This window comes from Pantoea endophytica (assembly GCF_002858935.1).
Classification (GTDB): Bacteria; Pseudomonadota; Gammaproteobacteria; order Enterobacterales; family Enterobacteriaceae; genus Pantoea; species Pantoea leporis.
The window spans coordinates 52,770-72,921 of sequence record NZ_PJRT01000028.1; the positions used below are offsets into that span (position 1 = coordinate 52,770).

The 20,152-nt window shown below is 56.2% G+C and carries 18 protein-coding genes; 14 read left to right on the forward strand and 4 right to left on the reverse strand.

The genetic code is table 11. The features are described 5' to 3' along the window. Window positions 1-6 precede the first annotated feature (6 nt). The 6 genes from lepB (at window position 7) to acpS (ending at window position 4,646) form a co-directional block, all read left to right on the forward strand. Window positions 7-978, forward strand: a complete 972-nt coding sequence (lepB, locus tag PZBJ_RS17045; RefSeq protein WP_101763459.1) for a signal peptidase I — start codon at window positions 7-9, stop codon at window positions 976-978. 118 nt (window positions 979-1,096) lie between these two features. Further along, window positions 1,097-1,777 carry a ribonuclease III gene (gene rnc / locus PZBJ_RS17050; protein WP_036620136.1) on the forward strand — a complete coding sequence of 227 codons (681 nt, stop codon included), beginning with the start codon at window positions 1,097-1,099 and terminating at the stop codon, window positions 1,775-1,777. A gap of 49 nt (window positions 1,778-1,826) precedes the next feature. Next, window positions 1,827-2,732: a GTPase Era gene (gene era, locus PZBJ_RS17055; protein ID WP_008101512.1), complete on the forward strand. Its 906-nt coding sequence runs from the start codon at window positions 1,827-1,829 to the stop codon at window positions 2,730-2,732. Window positions 2,733-2,735: 3 nt separating this feature from the next. Continuing rightward, on the forward strand, window positions 2,736-3,464 hold the full coding sequence (gene recO / locus PZBJ_RS17060; RefSeq protein ID WP_008101510.1) for a DNA repair protein RecO: 729 nt from the start codon (window positions 2,736-2,738) through the stop codon (window positions 3,462-3,464). Window positions 3,465-3,534: 70 nt separating this feature from the next. After that, window positions 3,535-4,266 carry a pyridoxine 5'-phosphate synthase gene (pdxJ, locus tag PZBJ_RS17065; protein ID WP_007886179.1) on the forward strand — a complete coding sequence of 244 codons (732 nt, stop codon included), beginning with the start codon at window positions 3,535-3,537 and terminating at the stop codon, window positions 4,264-4,266. After that, the gene (gene acpS, locus PZBJ_RS17070) at window positions 4,266-4,646 is read left to right on the forward strand and encodes a holo-ACP synthase (RefSeq protein WP_101763460.1); all 381 of its coding nucleotides are present in this window, start codon (window positions 4,266-4,268) and stop codon (window positions 4,644-4,646) included. The genes pdxJ and acpS overlap by 1 nt, the downstream gene beginning before the upstream one ends. On the opposite strand, the gene PZBJ_RS17075 is transcribed toward acpS, so the two are convergent. Both PZBJ_RS17075 and PZBJ_RS17080 read right to left on the reverse strand, forming a co-directional pair. Further along, on the reverse strand, window positions 4,643-4,891 hold the full coding sequence (locus tag PZBJ_RS17075) for a YfhL family 4Fe-4S dicluster ferredoxin (protein ID WP_101763461.1): 249 nt from the start codon (window positions 4,889-4,891) through the stop codon (window positions 4,643-4,645). The two genes, acpS and PZBJ_RS17075, sit on opposite strands and share 4 nt — an antisense overlap. 55 nt (window positions 4,892-4,946) lie before the next feature. Beyond that, window positions 4,947-5,786, reverse strand: a complete 840-nt coding sequence (locus tag PZBJ_RS17080) for a MurR/RpiR family transcriptional regulator (RefSeq protein WP_101763462.1) — start codon at window positions 5,784-5,786, stop codon at window positions 4,947-4,949. A gap of 167 nt (window positions 5,787-5,953) precedes the next feature. On the opposite strand from PZBJ_RS17080, the gene yfhb reads away from it, so the two are divergent. Together yfhb and tadA are read left to right on the forward strand one after the other, a co-directional pair. Further along, window positions 5,954-6,592, forward strand: coding sequence for a phosphatidylglycerophosphatase C (yfhb, locus tag PZBJ_RS17085; RefSeq protein WP_101763463.1), 639 nt, complete (start codon window positions 5,954-5,956; stop codon window positions 6,590-6,592). A gap of 65 nt (window positions 6,593-6,657) precedes the next feature. Beyond that, the gene (gene tadA, locus PZBJ_RS17090; RefSeq protein ID WP_101763464.1) at window positions 6,658-7,152 is read left to right on the forward strand and encodes a tRNA adenosine(34) deaminase TadA; all 495 of its coding nucleotides are present in this window, start codon (window positions 6,658-6,660) and stop codon (window positions 7,150-7,152) included. On the opposite strand, the gene mltF is transcribed toward tadA, so the two are convergent. Continuing rightward, window positions 7,149-8,606 carry a membrane-bound lytic murein transglycosylase MltF gene (gene mltF / locus PZBJ_RS17095; protein WP_101763465.1) on the reverse strand — a complete coding sequence of 486 codons (1,458 nt, stop codon included), beginning with the start codon at window positions 8,604-8,606 and terminating at the stop codon, window positions 7,149-7,151. The two genes, tadA and mltF, sit on opposite strands and share 4 nt — an antisense overlap. 270 nt (window positions 8,607-8,876) lie before the next feature. On the opposite strand from mltF, the gene purL reads away from it, so the two are divergent. From purL to glnB, 5 genes are all read left to right on the forward strand, one after another. Next, complete coding sequence (purL, locus tag PZBJ_RS17100) at window positions 8,877-12,767, forward strand: phosphoribosylformylglycinamidine synthase (protein WP_101763466.1); 3,891 nt, start codon at window positions 8,877-8,879, stop codon at window positions 12,765-12,767. Window positions 12,768-13,378: 611 nt separating this feature from the next. Continuing rightward, window positions 13,379-14,806, forward strand: coding sequence for a sensor histidine kinase (locus PZBJ_RS17105; protein WP_101763467.1), 1,428 nt, complete (start codon window positions 13,379-13,381; stop codon window positions 14,804-14,806). 3 nt (window positions 14,807-14,809) lie between these two features. Next, complete coding sequence (gene qseG / locus PZBJ_RS17110; protein ID WP_101763468.1) at window positions 14,810-15,481, forward strand: two-component system QseEF-associated lipoprotein QseG; 672 nt, start codon at window positions 14,810-14,812, stop codon at window positions 15,479-15,481. 2 nt (window positions 15,482-15,483) lie between these two features. Continuing rightward, window positions 15,484-16,815 carry a two-component system response regulator GlrR gene (gene glrR / locus PZBJ_RS17115; RefSeq protein WP_101763469.1) on the forward strand — a complete coding sequence of 444 codons (1,332 nt, stop codon included), beginning with the start codon at window positions 15,484-15,486 and terminating at the stop codon, window positions 16,813-16,815. Window positions 16,816-16,890: 75 nt separating this feature from the next. After that, on the forward strand, window positions 16,891-17,229 hold the full coding sequence (gene glnB, locus PZBJ_RS17120) for a nitrogen regulatory protein P-II (RefSeq protein ID WP_007886217.1): 339 nt from the start codon (window positions 16,891-16,893) through the stop codon (window positions 17,227-17,229). A gap of 51 nt (window positions 17,230-17,280) precedes the next feature. On the opposite strand, the gene hmpA is transcribed toward glnB, so the two are convergent. Next, window positions 17,281-18,465: an NO-inducible flavohemoprotein gene (hmpA, locus tag PZBJ_RS17125; RefSeq protein WP_101763470.1), complete on the reverse strand. Its 1,185-nt coding sequence runs from the start codon at window positions 18,463-18,465 to the stop codon at window positions 17,281-17,283. Window positions 18,466-18,804: 339 nt separating this feature from the next. Here hmpA and glyA point away from each other — a divergent pair, with 339 nt between their 5' ends. After that, a complete protein-coding gene (gene glyA / locus PZBJ_RS17130) occupies window positions 18,805-20,058 on the forward strand; it encodes a serine hydroxymethyltransferase (protein ID WP_101763471.1) in 1,254 nt (417 codons plus the stop codon). Window positions 20,059-20,152 lie beyond the last annotated feature (94 nt).

Genomic DNA, 20,152 nt, shown 5'->3' on the forward strand with positions numbered 1-20,152 from the left:
TTTTTAATGGCTAACATGTTCGCCCTGGTTTTAGTGATCGCAACGCTGATCACTGGCGTTATCTGGTGTATCGATCGCTTTAAATGGGCACCGGCGCGTCGTGCGAAGCAGGCTGCCGCGCAAGCGCAGGCCGGCAACGCACTCGACAGTAAAACGCTGGCGAAAGTAGCCGCGCAGCCGGGTTGGGTTGAAACCACCGCATCGGTGTTCCCGGTGCTGGCGGTGGTGTTGATCGTGCGTTCGTTTATTTTCGAGCCGTTCCAGATTCCCTCGGGCTCAATGATGCCAACGCTGCTGATTGGCGACTTCATCCTCGTGGAGAAGTTTGCTTACGGTATTAAAGATCCGATTACCCAAACCACACTGATACCAACTGGCCATCCGCAGCGCGGTGATGTCGCGGTATTCAAATACCCGAAAGATCCCAGCGTGGACTACATCAAGCGCGTGATTGGCTTGCCGGGCGATAAAGTGGTGTTTGATCCTTACAGCAAAACCCTGACCATCAATCCGGGTTGCAGCAGCGGCAGTTGCGACACGGCGCTGCCAGTGACTTACACTAACGTTGAGCCAAGTAACTTCATTCAAACCTTCAGCGGCTTTGATGGCAATGAAACCGGCAACGGCTTCTTCCAGGCGCCGCAGGGCGAAACCATGAAGGGCGGCCTGCGTCTCGGCACCCGCAAAGAGACATTGGGCAACGTAACGCACGATATCTTGCTGGTAAACGAAGCGCAAAGTCAGGCAAGCATGTATTATCAGCAGCCGGGCCAACCGCAATCGACCTGGATTGTGCCGCAAGGGCAATATTTCATGATGGGTGATAACCGCGATAACAGCGCCGACAGCCGCTACTGGGGCTTCGTGCCCGAGAAGAATCTGGTCGGCAAAGCGGTGGCCATCTGGATGAGCTTCGAGAAACAAGAAGGACAGTGGCCGACCGGCGTGCGCTTTAGCCGCATTGGTGGGATTCACTAATTAGCTTCAAAAAAGGTTGGCCTCTCTTTCGGGAGGCCAGTGCACACGAAACAGACCAGGTTGGAACCTCAGCCCTGTTTCGTATGCAGTGATAGGCGCACAGAACAACTGGAATAGCATGAACCCCATCGTCATTAACAAGCTGCAGCGAAAACTGGGCTACACTTTTACTCATCCGGATTTATTGCAGCAGGCACTGACGCATCGTAGCGCCAGTAGCAAACACAATGAACGTCTTGAATTTCTTGGCGATTCTATTCTCAGCTACGTGATTGCCAATGCGCTCTATCACCGCTTCCCGCGTGTGGATGAAGGCGACATGAGCCGTATGCGTGCCACGCTGGTGCGCGGCAATACGCTGGCAGAGATGGCGCGAGAGTTCGACCTTGGCGAATGTTTACGCCTCGGTCCGGGCGAGCTGAAAAGCGGCGGTTTCCGTCGTGAATCGATCCTCGCGGATACCGTTGAAGCCTTAATTGGCGGCATCTTCCTCGATAGCAGCATTCAAACCGTCGAAAAGTTAATTCTCGACTGGTATCACTCACGACTGGAACAGATCAGTCCGGGCGATAAGCAAAAAGATCCGAAAACGCGCCTGCAGGAGTATTTGCAGGGACGTCATCTGCCGCTGCCGTCGTATTTGGTGGTGCAGGTGCGTGGCGAAGCCCACGATCAGGAATTCACCATTCACTGTCAGGTGAGTGGCATGGCAGAACCGGTGGTGGGCATTGGCTCCAGCCGCCGTAAAGCCGAGCAAGCAGCCGCCGAACAGGCGTTAATTAAGCTTGGCCTCGAATAAATAGTCACATTGCAGCGTCGAAAGCGGCGCTGCCCAAGTCAGGACTCGAATGAGCGAACTCGAAACATACAGCGGCTTTGTCGCGATTGTAGGCCGACCAAACGTCGGTAAATCCACTTTGCTGAACCAGTTGCTGGGGCAGAAAGTGTCGATCACGTCACGCAAGCCGCAAACCACGCGTCACCGTATTATGGGCATCCACACCGAAGGCGCTTATCAGGCGATCTACGTGGATACGCCAGGGCTGCACATGGAAGAGAAACGGGCGATCAACCGCCTGATGAACCGTGCCGCCAGCAGCTCCATTGGTGACGTTGAGCTGGTGATCTTTGTGGTTGAAGGCACGCGCTGGACACCAGACGACGAGATGGTGCTCAACAAGCTGCGTGATAACAAAGTTCCGGTGGTATTGGCGATCAATAAAGTCGACAACATCCAGGATAAGAGCATTCTGTTACCGCATCTGCAGTTCCTTAGCCAGCAGATGAACTTCCTTGAAATCGTCCCTATCTCAGCGGAAAGCGGCAAAAATGTCGACGCGATTGCGGCGATTGCGCGCAAATGCCTGCCAAAATCTGAGCATCATTTCCCGGAAGATTATGTCACCGACCGCTCGCAGCGCTTTATGGCGTCTGAGATCATCCGTGAAAAGTTAATGCGCTTCCTGGGTGCTGAACTGCCTTACTCCGTTACCGTCGAAATTGAGCAGTTTGTTTCGAACGATCGCGGCGGCTACGACATCAATGGCCTGATCCTTGTTGAGCGCGAAGGCCAGAAGAAAATGGTCATCGGTAATAAAGGCGCCAAGATCAAAACCATCGGCATTGAATCGCGTAAAGACATGGAAGAGATGTTTGAAGCGAAAGTGCATCTCGAACTGTGGGTTAAAGTGAAATCGGGCTGGGCGGACGATGAACGTGCGCTGCGCAGCTTAGGTTACTCTGACGAAGGTTAAGTAATGGAAGGCTGGCAACGCGCCTTTGTGCTGCATAGTCGCCCTTACAGCGAAACCAGCCTACTCCTCGATCTGTTCAGCGAAAGCGAAGGGCGCGTCCGCGTCCTTGCCAAAGGCGCCCGCTCGCGCCGCTCCCAACTAAAAGGTGCACTGCAACCCTTTACGCCACTGCTGGTGCGCTGGGGTGGACGCGGTGATGTCAAAACGCTGCGCAATGCCGAAGCCGTTTCGCTGGCATTGCCGCTCAGCGGCATTACGCTCTATTGCGGGCTCTACGTCAACGAGCTGCTGTCGCGCGTGCTGGAGCAGCAAATTCCCTTCTCTGATATGTTCTTTGATTACCTGAATTGCATCCAAACGCTGGCGGCAGGCAACGGCTCGCCTGAACCGGCGCTGCGCCGCTTTGAGCTGGCGCTGCTCGGGCATCTCGGTTACGGCGTGGATTTTCTGCACTGTGCCGGCAGCGGCGAAGAGGTGGCTGATGGCATGACCTACAGCTACCGGGAAGAGAAGGGTTTTATCGCCAGTTTGGTGGTCAATCAACGCAGCTTTACCGGCCGCCAGCTGCGTGCGTTGTGGGAGCGCGAATTCCCCGATGCCGATACTCTGCGCGCCGCCAAACGCTTTACGCGTATGGCGCTCAAACCCTATCTTGGCGGCAAGCCGCTGAAGAGTCAGGAACTTTTTCGCCAGTTTGTGCCAAAAAAGAAACCCGATGTGGCAAACGACTAGCGCTGGTCGTACCGCCTGATATATTCAGCGCGGTACACTGCAAACACACTGAACACATTTAAGGATTGTCATGGCTGAGTTGCTGTTAGGCGTCAACATTGACCACATTGCCACCGTACGTAACGCACGTGGTACAAACTATCCCGATCCGGTGCAGGCCGCGTTTGTTGCTGAGCAGGCCGGCGCTGACGGCATTACCGTGCATCTGCGTGAGGATCGCCGTCACATCACCGATCGTGATGTACGCATTTTGCGTGACACCATCCAGACGCGCATGAATCTGGAGATGGCGGTAACGGACGAGATGATCGACATTGCCTGTGAAATCAAGCCGCACTTCGTTTGTCTGGTGCCGGAAAAGCGTCAGGAAGTGACCACCGAAGGCGGGCTGGATGTGGCGGGTCAGCAGGACAAAATTAATGCTGCGGTGCGCCTGTTAAGCGACGCCGGCATTCTGGTGTCACTGTTTATCGATGCCGATCACCGCCAGATTGAAGCGGCGGTTGCCAGCGGCGCGCCTTATATCGAAATTCACACCGGTGCCTATGCCGAAGCGCCCGAAGGTCTCGCGCGCCAGGCTGAGCTGTCGCGCATCCGCAAAGCCGCGACTTTCGCCGCCAGCCTCGGCCTGAAAGTCAATGCCGGCCACGGTTTGACTTACCACAATGTGCAGCCGATTGCTGAATTGCCGGAAATGCACGAGCTGAATATTGGCCATGCGATTATTGGTCGCGCGCTGTTCAGCGGTTTGGCCGATGCGGTCAGCGAAATGAAGCAGCTGATGCGGGAAGCGCGTCGCTAATGGCGATTCTCGGGCTCGGCAGCGATATCGTAGAGATCGAGCGCATTGCTGGCGTCATTGAGCGCTCCGGCGACCGTCTGGCGCGTCGCGTATTAAGCGAAGCCGAGTGGCAGCAATATCAGGCACACCAGCAACCGGTGCGCTTTCTGGCTAAGCGTTTTGCGGTGAAAGAGGCGGCAGCGAAAGCGTTTGGCACCGGCATTCGCGGTGGCCTGGCCTTCAATCAGTTCGAAGTGTACAACGATGCGCTGGGCAAACCGGGATTACGTTTCTTTGAGCAGGCCAGGGTGATCGCCAGCCAGCTCGGCGTGAAGCATGTGCATGTGACGTTAGCGGATGAACGCCATTACGCCTGCGCAACGGTGATTATCGAGAACTAAGGATGCAACACCACGAACTTCTCCCACAGCGCCTCGCGGCTTTCCGGGTGCTGTGGATCGGTAATGATGGTGTTATCAATCGGACAGACGCTTTGGCAGGTCGGCACATCATAATGGCCCACGCACTCGGTGCAGCGGTCGACATCAATTTCATAGATCGCGTCGCCTAAGCTGATTGCCTGGTTTGGGCATTCAGGTTCGCACATATCGCAATTGATGCATTTAGTGGTGATGAGCAAGGCCATAGCAGAAGTCCAATAACAGCAGGAAAGGCGCGGGTATTATACGCGCCTGATCTCATCAGACCAGCTTTTTCACCAACGCTTCGCTGTGGCGAATGTGGCTGGAGGCGCGTTCAGGATCGTTTTGTACCAGCGCCATAAACAGCAGATCGGTCAACGCCAGCTGCGCGCTGGTCGACGAGATCGCCGCACTGCGCGTGCTCTGCTCTTCCGCCACGGTGTAGAGGCAAACCGTGGCGCACTGCTGCAGAGCATTCGGCGTAAAGCCGGTAAAGGCCAGCACATCGGCACCGACCTGCGCCGCTTCCTGCGCCGCCAGATTGATTTCGCGACGTTCGCCAGTATAGGAAATCGCCAGCAGCACATCGCCCGGCGCCATCGCTTGCACGCTGGCGAGCAAAGCGTGCATATCCTGCTCCGCCACCGCATTGATGCCGATCTTCATCAGCTTCCACGAAAAATCTTTCGCCACTAAACCGGACGCGCCGATGCCAACCAGCAAAATCCGATTGGCATTTTTCAGCAGCTGCAAGGTTTGCAGCAGCTTCTCTTCGCTGTTGATGTCCAGCGTGGCGCGGATCGCCGAGATCTTTTCGGTCAGCAGCTTTTCGCCGACCACTTTCAGCGGATCGTCGCTGAGAATATGGTTATGCACGGTAATCGCATCGCGATCGGCCATCGATTCGCTCAGCGCCAGCTTCAGCGCTGGAAACCCTTTGTAGCCCAGCTTCTGGGCAAACTTCACCACGCTGGACTGGCTAACGCCCGATTCCTCAGCGAGTTTTTGTGAACTGAGATGCCGTGCACGATCCGGCTGCGACAGCAAAAAATCCGCCAGCCGGCGCTCATTTAGCGCCAGTCGAGGGTAGAGCTGACGAATGCGCAGCAATGAACTCATGGTTCGATCCTTAATTCCTTTATCCGCAAACAGCGCGTAAACGCGAAGAATAAACTATTCAAATGGCATTGTAGTCACTGGAATTAAAAATAGCAGCTTTCGCCCTGAACGCCGAAGCTGGCTACACTGTAGTGCAGAAACCACGAAGGATAGAGAAGGAGTGCTGTTTGACAAAGGGTACACAACGACGCGTGGTATTTTTCGATCTCGATGGCACGCTGCATCAGCAAGACATGTTTGGCACCTTTATGCGCTATCTGCTGCGACGTCAGCCGATCAATCTGCTGCTGGTGGTACCGCTGTTACCGGTGATTGGTCTTGGCATGCTGATCAAAGGGCGCGCCGCACGCTGGCCAATGAGTTTGTTACTGTGGGCGATTACCTTTGGCCACAGCGAAAAACGTCTGCGCCAGCGTGAGGCGGAATTCGCTGAGTGGTTCCGCCAGCGTGTTACTGCGTTTCCGGTGGTGCAGCAGCGACTCACCGACTATCTCAGTAGCAGCGATGCCGATGTCTGGCTGATTACCGGTTCGCCGCAGTCGCTGGTGGAGCAAGTCTATTTCGACTCGGCCTTCCTGCCGCGCGTACAGCTGATTGCCAGCCAGATGAAACCGGGCTGCGGCGGACGTTTGCTGTCGATGCGCTGCCTCGGCCATGAAAAGGTGGCGCAGCTGGAGGAGAAAATCGGCACGCCGCTGCAACTGTATAGCGGCTACAGCGACAGCAAACAGGACAACCCGCTGTTGTTCTTCTGTCAGCACCGCTGGCGCGTCACGCCGCGCGGTGAGCTGCAACAACTGGAATAACGCTTCGATTCCGGCAGCAGCATCGCTATAATGCGCCGCCTTTTACTGCCCGCAGGAGTTGCCCGGTGAACCCACAAACTGATGAATATTGGATGCGTTATGCGCTGGAACTGGCGAAGCGCGCGTGGGAGCAGGGCGAAGTGCCGGTTGGTGCGGTGCTGGTGCAGGGCGAAAAGGTGATTGGCGAGGGCTGGAACCGGCCGATTGGCCAGCACGATCCTACCGCACATGCCGAGATCATGGCGCTGCGTCAGGGCGGCAAAGTACTGGAAAACTATCGTCTGCTGGATACCACGCTGTATGTCACGCTGGAACCCTGCGTGATGTGCGCCGGTGCGATGGTGCACGGCCGCATCACGCGGCTGGTGTACGGCGCTAAAGATGAGAAAACCGGCGCGGCCGGTTCACTGCTGGATGTGATTGGTCATCCCGGCATGAATCATCAAATTCAGATTGATTGCGGTGTGCTGGCGGAAGAGTGTGCCGGGATGCTGAGTGACTTTTTCCGCATGCGTCGCGAACAGAAGAAGGCGCTGCGTCAGGCGCAGCGCACCGGTTAATTCATGGCAATTTTCGGTTCGACCGCCGGGTAACCGGCGCCTAACTCCGCTTCCAGTGCCGACTGCTGAGCTAAACGCTTCTCCTGTTCCTGCAAATATCCCACCAAACTGATCTGATATTTACGGATATTCTCCACGTAGTTATAAGCTTCGTGGCCGCGCGCGTAGCCGTAGGTGGTTTGCGTGTAATAGCGCTTCTGGCTCAACATCGGCAAACGCAGCTTCACATCGGCCCAGCTGTCGGGATTGCCGCCCTGTTTCGCCGTCAGCTTGCGTACGTCCAGCATGTGCGCGTAACCCATGTTATATGCCGCCAGCGCGAACCAGATACGTTCATCTTCAGGAATCGTTTCCGGGACTTTCTCCATCATGCGCTTGAGATATTCGCTGCCGCCGCGAATGCTCTGTTCGGGATCGAGGCGATCGTTAACGTCAAGGCTGTCGGCGGTATTACGCGTCAACATCATCATGCCGCGCACGCCGGTTGGCGATGTGGCCTGCGGATTCCAGTGCGACTCCTGATAAGATATTGCCGCCAGTAAACGCCAATCCATGCTGGCGGAATATTTCTCAAACAGCGGTTTGATATCCGGCAAAGTGTTATCAATGGCGCGCAGGAAGGTGCGGGTATCAACATAATCGAAGGTGCCAACGTGGCCGAGATACTTCTCTTCCAGCCGCGCCATCGTGCCTTCCTCGCCCATCTGGCTGTAGAAGTCGAGCATCGCCGCACTCAGGCTGTCGTCTTCATTGCGCGGTAAATACCAGGTGACCGGCTCTTCGTCGGTCACATCAAACGCCACCGCCAGCTGCGGATGAATGCGCTGCAGCAGGCCGATGGTAACCGAATCGCCCACCGTGTAATCGAGTTTGCCGTCAGCAACTGCTTCAAGCAGCGCTTTCTGGCCCTGATCGGTGGAGATCGCCCAGTCGAGATCGGGATAGCTGTCAGCTTTGGCGGAACGTAAAGTTGACAGGTATGCCGAACCGGACTGCACAATCAGGCGGCCTTTGAGATCGCCGAGATTCTTCGGGCGAGGCTTATCAATGCGGTACACCAGCTGCTGCGACACCGAATAGTAGCTCGGGCCACTTTGGTAGTGCGCGAGGCGCTCGCTGTTGTAGATCAAGCCGGCCGCCAGCAAATCCGCTTTACCGTCATCGAGGTCGTCAAACAGATCGCCGAGGTTAGGACGCACCTCAACTTCCAGTTTCACGCCAAGGTAATCGGCGAAGCGCTTCGCCAGCTCGTAATCCATACCGGCTGGTGCATTGTTAATGGTGTAGTAAGTCAGCGGAGAGTTAACGGTACTGATGCGCAGCACTCCGCGTGATTTGATCTGTGATAGCGCGTCTGTTCCGCCCGCGTACCACGGGATTGAAGGCCACAATGCTAGCGCAAGTAGCACGGTGATCAGACCGATAAACAGATAGTTTATTTTTAGGCGTTTCAAATAGTTGTCTCGTAATGGCTCACAGGCCTCTGTCTTTTAAAGGCAGTATTTATGTTGTTTTAACTCCCAGAGCGAGGGGCATTTTGCGCAACAAAAAGGGGCAGGGCAACTTTTATAGCAAGAATTGTGCAAAATTCAGCCAAACGCCAGGTGCCAGAATTTATGCGCAAACGGTTTCGTAACCCGAGCTGTTTCTCTATAATACCGCCCGTTTTCCCCTGTTGCGCCCAATGAAGCGTCGCCCGGCACTTCAAAGACGAGAGATCTTTAATGATGGAAATTCTGCGTGGTTCGCCCGCTCTGTCGGCATTTCGTGTAAACAAACTGCTGACCCGCTTTCAGGACGCTCACCTTCCGGTGAGTGATATTTACGCCGAGTACGTCCATTTTGCCGATGTTAGTGCACCGCTCAGCGCGGACGAGCAAGCCCGCCTGCAACGCCTGCTGAAATACGGTCCTTCTCTCGCCGAACATGCGCCACAAGGGCGTCTGTTGCTGGTAACGCCGCGTCCCGGCACCATCTCACCGTGGTCATCGAAAGCCACCGACATCGCCCATAATTGCGATCTGCCACAGGTCTTGCGTCTTGAGCGCGGTATGGCCTTCTATGTGCAGGCACCTGAGCTCACGGAAGCACAGTGGCAGCAGCTGGCGAGCCTGTTGCATGACCGCATGATGGAAACGGTGTTCGCTGATCTCAACGATGCGCAGCAGCTGTTTGCTCACCATCAGCCGCAGCCGCTGAAAAGCGTTGACGTGCTGGGCGCAGGCCGCAGCGCGCTGGAGCAGGCCAACACCACGCTGGGCCTGGCGCTGGCTGATGATGAGATCGATTACCTGCTTGATGCCTTTACTAAGCTGGGCCGCAATCCAAACGACATCGAGCTCTACATGTTTGCGCAGGCAAACTCCGAGCACTGTCGTCACAAGATCTTCAATGCCGACTGGATTATCGACGGCGAAAAGCAGCCGAAGTCGCTGTTTAAAATGATCAAGAACACCTTTGAACACAATCCTGAGCACGTGCTGTCTGCCTATAAAGACAACGCTGCGGTAATGGAAGGTTCTGAGGTTGGCCGCTTCTACGCCGATGCGCAGAAGGGCGAATATGAGTTCCATCAGGAAGCCGCACATATCCTGATGAAAGTCGAAACCCATAACCACCCAACCGCCATTTCACCATGGCCGGGTGCCGCGACCGGTTCTGGTGGCGAAATCCGTGATGAAGGCGCAACCGGACGTGGCGCGAAGCCCAAAGCTGGTCTGGTCGGTTTCTCGGTATCGAACCTGCGTATTCCAGGCTTTGAACAGCCGTGGGAAGAGGATTTCGGTAAGCCGGATCGCATCGTCACCGCGCTGGATATCATGACCGAAGGTCCACTGGGCGGCGCGGCGTTCAACAACGAATTTGGTCGTCCAGCCCTCAACGGCTACTTCCGTACCTACGAAGAGCGCGTTAACAGCCACAATGGCGTGGAGCTGCGCGGCTATCACAAGCCCATCATGCTGGCGGGCGGCATCGGTAACATCCGTGCCGATCACGTGCAGAAAGGCGAGATCGTGGTCGGCGCCAAGCTGATCGTGCTGGGGGGCCCGGCTATGAACATCGGTCTGGGCGGCGGCGCGGCATCGTCAATGGCATCAGGCCAATCGGATGCCGATCTCGACTTTGCGTCAGTACAGCGCGACAACCCAGAGATGGAACGTCGTTGCCAGGAAGTGATTGACCGCTGCTGGCAGCTGGGCGAAGCCAACCCGATTCTGTTCATCCACGACGTCGGCGCGGGCGGCCTTTCGAACGCCATGCCAGAGCTGGTGAGCGACGGTAATCGTGGCGGTAACTTCAACCTGCGCGACATCCTCAGCGATGAGCCAGGCATGAGTCCGCTGGAAGTATGGTGTAACGAGTCGCAGGAACGTTATGTGCTGGCGGTCGCGCCGGAGAAACTGGCGCTGTTTGACGAGCTGTGTCAGCGTGAACGCGCGCCATATGCGGTCATCGGTGAAGCCACCGAAGAGCTGCATCTGAACCTCGCCGACAGCCATTTCGGCAATAAGCCAATCGACATGCCGCTCGACGTGCTGCTGGGCAAAACGCCGAAGATGACGCGTGATGTTGCCAGCCAGCAGGCCAACGGCGAAGCGCTGCAGCGTGACGGGATTAGCGTAGCGGATGCGGTGAATCGCGTGCTGCACCTGCCGACCGTGGCGGAAAAAACCTTCCTGATCACCATTGGTGACCGCAGCGTAACCGGCATGGTGGCGCGCGATCAGATGGTAGGACCGTGGCAGATTCCGGTCGCGAACTGCGCCGTCACCACCGCCAGCCTCGATAGCTATCACGGTGAAGCCTTCTCGCTTGGTGAACGTGCACCCGTCGCATTGCTCGACTTCGCGGCTTCAGGTCGCCTCGCCGTCGGTGAAGCGCTGACCAACATCGCCGCAACCTCCATTGGTTCGCTACAGCGCGTTAAGCTCTCTGCGAACTGGATGGCCGCCGCCGGTCATCCAGGCGAAGACGCGGGCTTGTACGCGGCGGTTAAAGCGGTCGGCGAAGAGTTGTGTCCCGCGCTGGGTATCACCATTCCGGTAGGCAAAGACTCAATGTCGATGAAAACCCGCTGGCAGCAAGGTACTGAGCAGCGCGAAATGACCTCGCCGCTGTCGCTGGTGATCACCGCCTTTGCGCGCGTGGAAGATGTGCGTCGCACCGTGACGCCGCAGTTGCAGGCGGATCAAGACAACCTGCTGCTGCTGGTGGATCTCGGCAACGGCGCGAACACCCTTGGCGCGACTGCGCTGTCGCAGGTTTATCGTCAGCTGGGCGATAAGCCTGCCGACGTGCGTGATGCTACGCAGCTGGCGGGCTTCTTCAACGCCATTCAGGCGCTGGTGGCCGAGCAGAAACTGCTGGCTTACCACGACCGTTCTGACGGCGGCCTGCTGGTCACGCTGGCGGAGATGGCCTTCACCGGTCACTGCGGTATCGAAGCCGATATTGCCGCGTTGGGCAGCGATGCGTTAGCCGCATTGTTCACCGAAGAGCTGGGCGCGGTGCTGCAGATTAACGCAGCGGATCGTGCAGCCGTCGAGAAGGTGTTCGCTGACCACGATCTGAGCGCTAACCTGCACGTGATTGGTAAAGCCCTGCCAGGCGATCGCTTCGTGATCCGCTCTGGCGACAGCGCGGTGTACAGCGAAAGCCGTAGCACGCTGCGTACCTGGTGGGCAGAAACCACCTGGCAGATGCAGCGTCTGCGTGATAACCCAGCCTGTGCCGATCAGGAGCATGAAGCGAAGAAAGACGATAACGACCCAGGTCTGAACGTCCATCTGACCTTCAAGCCAGAAGAAGATGTTGCGGCACCGATGATTGCGACGGGCGCACGTCCGCGTGTGGCAGTGCTGCGTGAGCAGGGCGTTAACTCACACGTAGAGATGGCCGCCGCCTTCCATCGTGCGGGCTTTACTGCAGTTGACGTGCATATGAGCGATCTGCTGGCGGGCCGTCGCGGTCTGGAAGAGTTCCAGGCGCTGGTCGCCTGCGGTGGCTTCTCGTACGGTGACGTGCTGGGCGCGGGTGAAGGCTGGGCGAAATCCATCCTGTTCAACGGTCGCGTGCGTGATGAGTTCGAAAACTTCTTCCATCGTCCACAAACGCTGGCACTTGGCGTGTGTAACGGTTGTCAGATGATGTCGAACCTGCGCGAGCTGATTCCGGGAAGCGAGCTGTGGCCACGCTTTGTGCGCAACCAGTCCGAGCGTTTCGAAGCGCGTTTCAGCCTGGTTGAAGTAGCGGCGAGCCCATCGCTGCTGCTGGATGGCATGGTCGGATCGCATATGCCAATCGCGGTATCGCACGGTGAAGGTTTTGTCGAAGTGCGTGACGGCGCGCATCTGGCACAGCTGGAGAGCAAAGGTTTGGTGGCGCTGCGCTTCGTCGATAACTTCGGCAAAGTGACAGAAAGCTATCCGGCTAACCCGAACGGATCGCCTAACGGCATCACTGCGGTAACCAACGAGAGCGGACGCGTCACCATTATGATGCCGCACCCAGAGCGTGTGTTCCGTACCGTGAGCAACTCCTGGCATCCGGCAGAGTGGGGCGAAGACAGCCCGTGGATGCGTATCTTCCGCAACGCGCGTAAGCAGTTGGGATAAGCAAAACAAAGGCCGCTAAATAGCGGCCTTTTTTATTCTGCGCGTTTTGCAGGTCCACCATTCATGGCGACCTTACTGAAATCCGCATAATCTCTAAACTGTCGGAAAATAACGACAATCCCGCCAATACGTTGTCGTCAAAAGGTGACATTTAACTCATTGATTTATATAGCCAGTAAATTACCACGACAAACACGTTGCTAATCAGCGACACTTTTCACAGACCGTCCGGTCCGCTTTTCTCTGGGAGAGTGCTTCGTCTCTGGCATTCCTCTGATAATAAACGCTATTTATTTATTGGCACGATACTTGCTATACTCCTTGCGTGGCTCATTCACCTGTTTATGATTGCCCCGCTTCAGCGGCTGAGCTCATAAAAACCGAATGACGCACCAAACGGAGCCTGTCGTCCACCTCACCGATAATCGTTTGCTTTGCAACGTTATCAAACATCGGGCGCAACGTTGAGTTAGGCTCCACCTATTTTGCAAGCGATGCTGCGGCGTCGCTCTCACGGCAGGCCAAAAGGCCTGCCGTTTTCATATCTGGCCTTTCTTCCGTTTTGATACTTCGCTAGCATGCCTGCAGCTCACATTTAAGGAAGCGCGGTTGTGATGAAATGGCGTCTGTTTCCCCGATCCCTGCGGCAGTTAGTGTTAATGGCTTTCCTGCTGGTACTGCTACCGTTACTGGTGCTGGCGTGGCAAGCGTGGGAAAGTCTTTCGGCGTTAAGCAACCAGGCGGCGGATACCAACCGCAATACCTTTACCGATGTGCGTCGCAGCGAAGCGATGGCGCGTACCGCGCTGGAGCTGGAGCGCAGCTACCGCCAATATTGCGTGCTCGGCGATGCGTCGCTGGCGAAGCTGTATCAAACGCAGTGGACGCGCTACGGCCAAATGCTCAGCAGTCACGCTGCCAGTTTGCCCGATCTGCCTTCCTTCAAAGTGCTGCAAACCACCTTGCCTTCGCTGCAGCAACTGCAGTGCGATAACGGCAATCCTGAGGCGCAAGCCGCCAGCGCGCTGGAGCGTTTTTCCGATACCAACACGCAAATGGTGCAGGCAACGCGTGAAGTGGTATTTTCGCGCGGCTTACAGCTGCAGCGTGAAATCGCCGATCGCGGTCAGTTTTTTGGCTGGCAGGCGCTGATTCTGTTCCTGATTAGCCTGGTGCTGGTTTTGCTGTTCACGGGGATGATCATCGGTCCGGTGAAGCGGGTTGAACGCATGATCAATCGATTGGGCGAAGGTAAGGCGCTGGGCGATAGCGGCAGTTTCCGTGGTCCGCGTGAGATCCGTTCGTTGGGGCAGCGCATCGTCTGGCTGAGTGAGCGGTTAAGCTGGCTGGAAGAGCAGCGCCACGAATTTTTGCGCCACCTGTCGCATGAGCTGAAAACGCCGCTTGCCAGTCTGCGTGAAGGCACAGAACTGCTGGCCGATCAGGTCGCTGGACCACTGAATGCCGAGCAGCAGGAAGTGGTGGCGATTCTCGATACCAGCAGCCGTCATTTACAGCGGCTGATTGAGCAGTTGCTCGATTACAACCGCAAGCTGGCCGATGGACCGATGGCGCTGAAGCCCGTGGCGCTAAATGAGATCATTGATTCGGTGGTAAAAGTGCACTCGTTGCCAGCCAATGCACGTGAAATGACCACCCACGTTGATCTGCAAGTGCATCATTGTCTGGCTGAAGCGACGCTGCTGCAGCGGGTGATCGATAACCTCTATTCGAACGCCGTGAACTACGGCAGCGAATCCGGTAACATCTGGCTGCAGAGCCAGCAGAAGGGCAACCAGGTATGGATTGAGGTGGCAAACACCGGCACACCGATTCCGGCTGAAGAGCAGGCGATGATTTTTGAGCCCTTTTATCAGGGCAGCCAACAGCGCAAAGGGCCGGTTAAAGGCAGCGGGCTGGGCTTAAGCATCGCCAAAGATTGTCTGCGCAGGATGCACGGCGATCTGCAGTTGGTAACGCGCAAGGATGCGGATGTCTGTTTTCGTATCATTCTAACGACCAGCGCCGGGAATGCCTGATTAATGAAACTAACCCTATTCAAACTTGTGGCCAGTGCAGTGCTGGTTTTCGGCCTCAGCGCCTGCCAGGCACCGTCACAAGATCGTACGCAGCATAATGGCGTTAGCGTGCCTGAACCGGAGGTACGCCTGCCGGATTATCTGGCGACCGATTGCCAAAACGTGTGGCAAATCGAAACGCCAGCCGCCGCAGGCAATCCGCTCTATTGGCAGCGCGCCATGGATTGCGCCGAGCGCTTATCGCCGGCCGAAGCGCGTGCAGAAGCGCGTCGCTGGCCGGTGCAAGGCTGGGCCCGCGCCTTCAAGCAGGGCATCTTGCTCGCGAACGGTAACGTCACGCCAGTTGAGCGTCGTGATTTCGTCACTACCTTAGACGGTTACAGCGCGGCTTATCCTGCATCGGTGCGTCCGCTGCTCCAGCTGTGGCGCAGCAATCAGGCGGCCCAACTGGAGCTGAGCGAAGCGCGTGGACGCTACGCCGCTTTGCAGCAGAGCAATGACGCGGAGATGGATAACCTGCGCCAGCAGCAAACCAAAATGCGTCAGTCGCTGGCCGATACCCAACGCAAGTTAGAGCGTTTAACCGACATTGAACGCCAGCTGTCGTCGCGTAAAGCGCCTGATAGCAGCGACACATCGCACGGCGGCAGCGATGTGCAAAGTGAGGATCAATAACCATGAAACAAGCCGCACGTTTATTGCTGGTGGATGATGATCCGGGCTTATTGAAACTGCTCGGCATGCGTCTGAGCAGCGAAGGCTATCAGGTGGCGACGGCCGCCAGCGGGCCGGAAGCCCTGCGCCATCTGCAGAAAGAGAAGGTCGACTTGGTGATCAGCGACCTGCGCATGGACGAAATGGATGGTCTGGCGCTGTTCGGCGAAGTGCAGAAACGTCATGCGGGCTTGCCGGTGATCATTCTCACCGCGCACGGTTCGATCCCGGAAGCGGTATCCGCCACGCAACAAGGCGTGTTCAGTTTTCTGACCAAACCGGTCGATCGTGACGCTTTGTATAAAGCAATAGATGAAGCGCTGGCCCAGCGCGCACCGATCAGCGATGACGGTTGGCGCGAAGCGATTGTGACGCGCAATCCGCAGATGCTGCGGTTGCTGGAGCAGTCGCACATGGTGGCGCAATCTGACGTCAGCGTATTGATTAACGGCCAAAGTGGCACCGGTAAAGAGGTGCTGGCGCAGGCGATTCACGCCGCCAGCCCGCGCGCCACCAAGCCGTTCATCGCCATCAACTGTGGTGCGCTGCCGGAACAACTTTTAGAGTCCGAACTGTTTGGCCACGCTAAAGGCGCCTTTACCGGCGCGGTCAGCGCACGTGAAGGTCTGTTCCAGGCGGCGGAAGGCGGCACGCTGTTTCTTGATGAGATTGGCGACATGCCACAGGCGCTGCAGGTGAAACTGCTGCGTGTGCTGCAGGAGCGCAAAGTGCGGCCGTTAGGCAGCAACCGCGATCTGGATATCAACGTGCGGATTATTTCCGCGACGCACCGCGATTTGCCCAAAGCGATGGAGAAGAAGAGTTTCCGCGAAGATCTCTACTATCGTCTTAACGTGGTGAATCTGAAAATTCCCGCGCTGCACGAGCGCGCTGAAGATATCCCGCTGCTGGCGAATCATCTGCTGCGCCAATCCGCCGATCGCCATAAACCTTTCGTGCGTAGCTTTTCGGTTGATGCGATGAAGCGGCTGGTCAGCGCCGCCTGGCCGGGCAATGTACGTCAGCTGGTCAACGTGATTGAACAGTGCGTCGCCTTGAGTACCGCGCCGGTCATCGGTGATGCCCTGGTTGAACAGGCGCTGGCGGGGGAAAATACCGCGCTGCCGACTTTCGTCGAAGCACGAAATCAGTTTGAGCTGAACTATCTGCGTAAACTGCTGCAGATGACCAAAGGAAATGTCACCAACGCTGCGCGTCTGGCTGGACGTAACCGCACTGAATTCTATAAGCTGCTGTCGCGCCATGAATTGGACGCCAGCGAATTTAAAGAGTAGCTTGCTGCGGCAGCGTCAGGAACAATTATACTAACGGTATCCGTCCATCATGGAGGGAGTAAAAAAGGATCTGTCATGAAAAAGATCGATGCAATTATCAAACCATTCAAACTCGATGATGTACGTGAAGCCTTAGCGGAAGTGGGCATCACCGGGATGACCGTCAGTGAAGTGAAAGGCTTTGGTCGTCAGAAAGGTCACACTGAGCTGTATCGCGGCGCTGAGTACATGGTCGATTTTCTGCCAAAAGTGAAAATCGAAATGGTGGTAGGTGACGATATCGTCGATACCTGCGTAGAAACCATTATGAAAACCGCGCAGACCGGCAAAATCGGCGACGGCAAAATCTTTGTCTTTGACGTGGCGCGCGTAGTGCGTATCCGTACCGGTGAAGAGGACGAAGAGGCGATTTAAGCCCCTTCGCGCATTGCCTGTAAAAGCCTGCTTTGCGCAGGCTTTTTTGTTTTACAGCACCTTGTGCGGGCCAAATACTTCGTAGTGGATGCGATCGGCATTGATGCCGGCATCGACCAGTTGACGTGCGACAAACTGCATAAACGGTAGCGGGCCACAGATCCAGAATTGACGATCGGCCTGGTTCAGCGCGGAGGACACGCTCGCCAAATCCATCAAGCCCTGAGCGTCGTAACGTCCGACATCGGCACTTTCTGGTTGCCGATACCAAACGTGGCTGGTGAAGTTTGGCAGGCGTGCGCCGAGGGATTTCACCTCTTCAGCAAACGCATGCTGCGAACCAGCTTCCGCGGCGTGCAGCCAGTTAACCGCCGCCGGATGTTGCTGCTGCGCCAGAGTAGCCAGCATCGCCAGCATTGGAGTTTGGCCGACGCCAGCAGAGATCAGCGTAATCGGCGTAGCGGCTTCAGCCTGCAGGATGAAATCACCGGCTGGTGCCGCGCATTGCACGATATCGCCCACCTGCGCACGATCATGCAGCCAGCCCGACACGCTGCCCAGCGCTTCGCGTTTAACCGCGATGCGATAAAATTGCCCATTTGGCTGGTGCGTCAGCGAATACTGGCGATGCTGAATATTTTCACAGCCTGCCGGTTGTAGGCTGATGGCCAGATACTGCCCTGGCAGAAAGGTTGCCACCGGCTTACCGTCGTTTGGCACCAGTTCAAAACTCGTGATCACCGAACTCTCCTGATTGATAGCGCGAATACGAAAATCACGCGCACCGCGCCAGCCGCCGGTTTTCTCTTCGGAGGCCGAATAGATGGCTTCTTCACGCTGGATAAACACATCAGCCAGCACGCCGTACGCTTTGCCCCATGCGGTCAGCACTTCTTCACCCGGATGCAGCAGCTCATCAATTGTCGCCAGCAGGTTTTCACCCACAATCGCATACTGCTCGGGCTGAATGTTCAGGCTGGCATGCTTCTGCGCGATTTTCTCCACCGCCGGCAACAGTACGGCCAAATTTTCCAGGTTGCTGCCATAAGCCACAATGGCGTTAAACAACGCTTCCCGCTGATTGCCGCTGCGCTGATTGTTCATGTTGAATACGTTTTTCAGTTCAGGATGTTGCGTCAGTAAACGTTGGTAGAAATGGCCGGTCAGCTGCGGTCCAACCTGGGCAATGGCGGGCAAGGTCGATTTGATGGTAGCGATGGTTTGCGCGTCGAGCATGGTGAAATCCTCAGAGTGAATTTAAACATGTATTTTAAATGCATCTTATGGATAATCGAAGCGCCTGTAAATCCCTTGTTGTGATTAAGGATTAAGCAAGAAAGGTGCGGGCTGGCGCGCAAAGCTGAAATTCTTTCGCCATGAAAGTGAGCAAATTTCGTGATTTTCTGGCTTGCAAAAAAGCGTAAAAAACCCGTTCCAGCGCCATGCCAATCGTTTGCGCAAAAAGAGGGGATTGACGCTACCGTCACCTGTCAAAACCGTTTACACTGTTCGCCTTCGCCCCCTAGCCGGGGCCTAAACTGCCGTTAAAAAGTTAGCTGAGTCAGGAGAGTCCGGATGTTAAAGCGTGATATGAACATTGCCGATTATGATGCCGCGTTGTGGCAGGCTATGGAGCAAGAGAAAGTGCGTCAGGAAGAGCACATTGAACTGATTGCTTCTGAAAACTACACCAGCCCACGCGTAATGCAGGCCCAAGGTTCACAGCTCACCAACAAATATGCCGAAGGCTATCCGGGCAAACGCTATTACGGCGGATGTGAATACGTCGATATCGTTGAGCAACTGGCGATCGATCGCGCTAAAGAGCTGTTCGGCGCAGATTTCGCTAACGTACAGCCGCACTCCGGTTCTCAGGCCAACTTCGCGGTTTACACCGCGCTGCTGCAGCCAGGCGACACCATTCTGGGTATGAACCTGGCGCACGGTGGTCACCTGACGCACGGTTCCCCGGTAAACCTGTCGGGTAAGCTGTACAACGTTATCCCTTACGGCATCGATGAAACCGGCAAAATCAACTACGAAGAACTGGCTGAGCTGGCACAAACCCACAAGCCAAAAATGATCGTCGGCGGCTTCTCTGCTTACTCTGGCGTGTGCGACTGGGCCAAAATGCGTGAAATCGCAGACAGCGTTGGCGCCTACCTGTTCGTCGATATGGCACACGTTGCGGGCCTGATCGCCGCAGACGTCTATCCGAACCCGGTTCCTCATGCCCACATCGTGACTTCAACCACCCATAAAACCCTGGCGGGTCCGCGCGGCGGCCTGATCCTGGCGAAAAACGGTGACGAAGAGCTGTATAAAAAACTGAACTCCGCGGTGTTCCCGGGTGGTCAGGGCGGTCCTCTGATGCACGTGATCGCCGGTAAAGCGGTGGCGTTCAAAGAAGCGATGGAGCCAGAGTTCAAGACTTATCAGCAGCAGGTGGCTAAGAACGCGAAAGCGATGGTGGAAGTTCTGCTGGAGCGCGGTTACAACATCGTTTCCGGTGGCACACACAACCACTTGTTCCTGATCGATCTGGTCAGCAAAAACCTGACCGGTAAAGAAGCCGATGCCGCTCTGGGCCGCGCCAACATTACCGTGAACAAAAACAGCGTACCTAACGATCCGAAGAGCCCGTTCGTGACCTCTGGCGTGCGTATCGGTACCCCAGCGGTGACGCGTCGTGGCTTCAAAGAAGCTGATGTTCGCGAGCTGGCTGGCTGGATCGCTGACGTGCTGGACAACATCAACGACGAAGCGACCATCGAACGTACCAAACAGAAAGTGCTGGAAATCTGCAGCCGTCTGCCGGTGTACGCGTAAGCTTTACGCTTCTCGATGCAGTGCAAAAAAGGATGGTGCAAGCCATCCTTTTTTATTGCCGTCGCAGCAGTGCTCTGACAAAGTAGCGCCCACT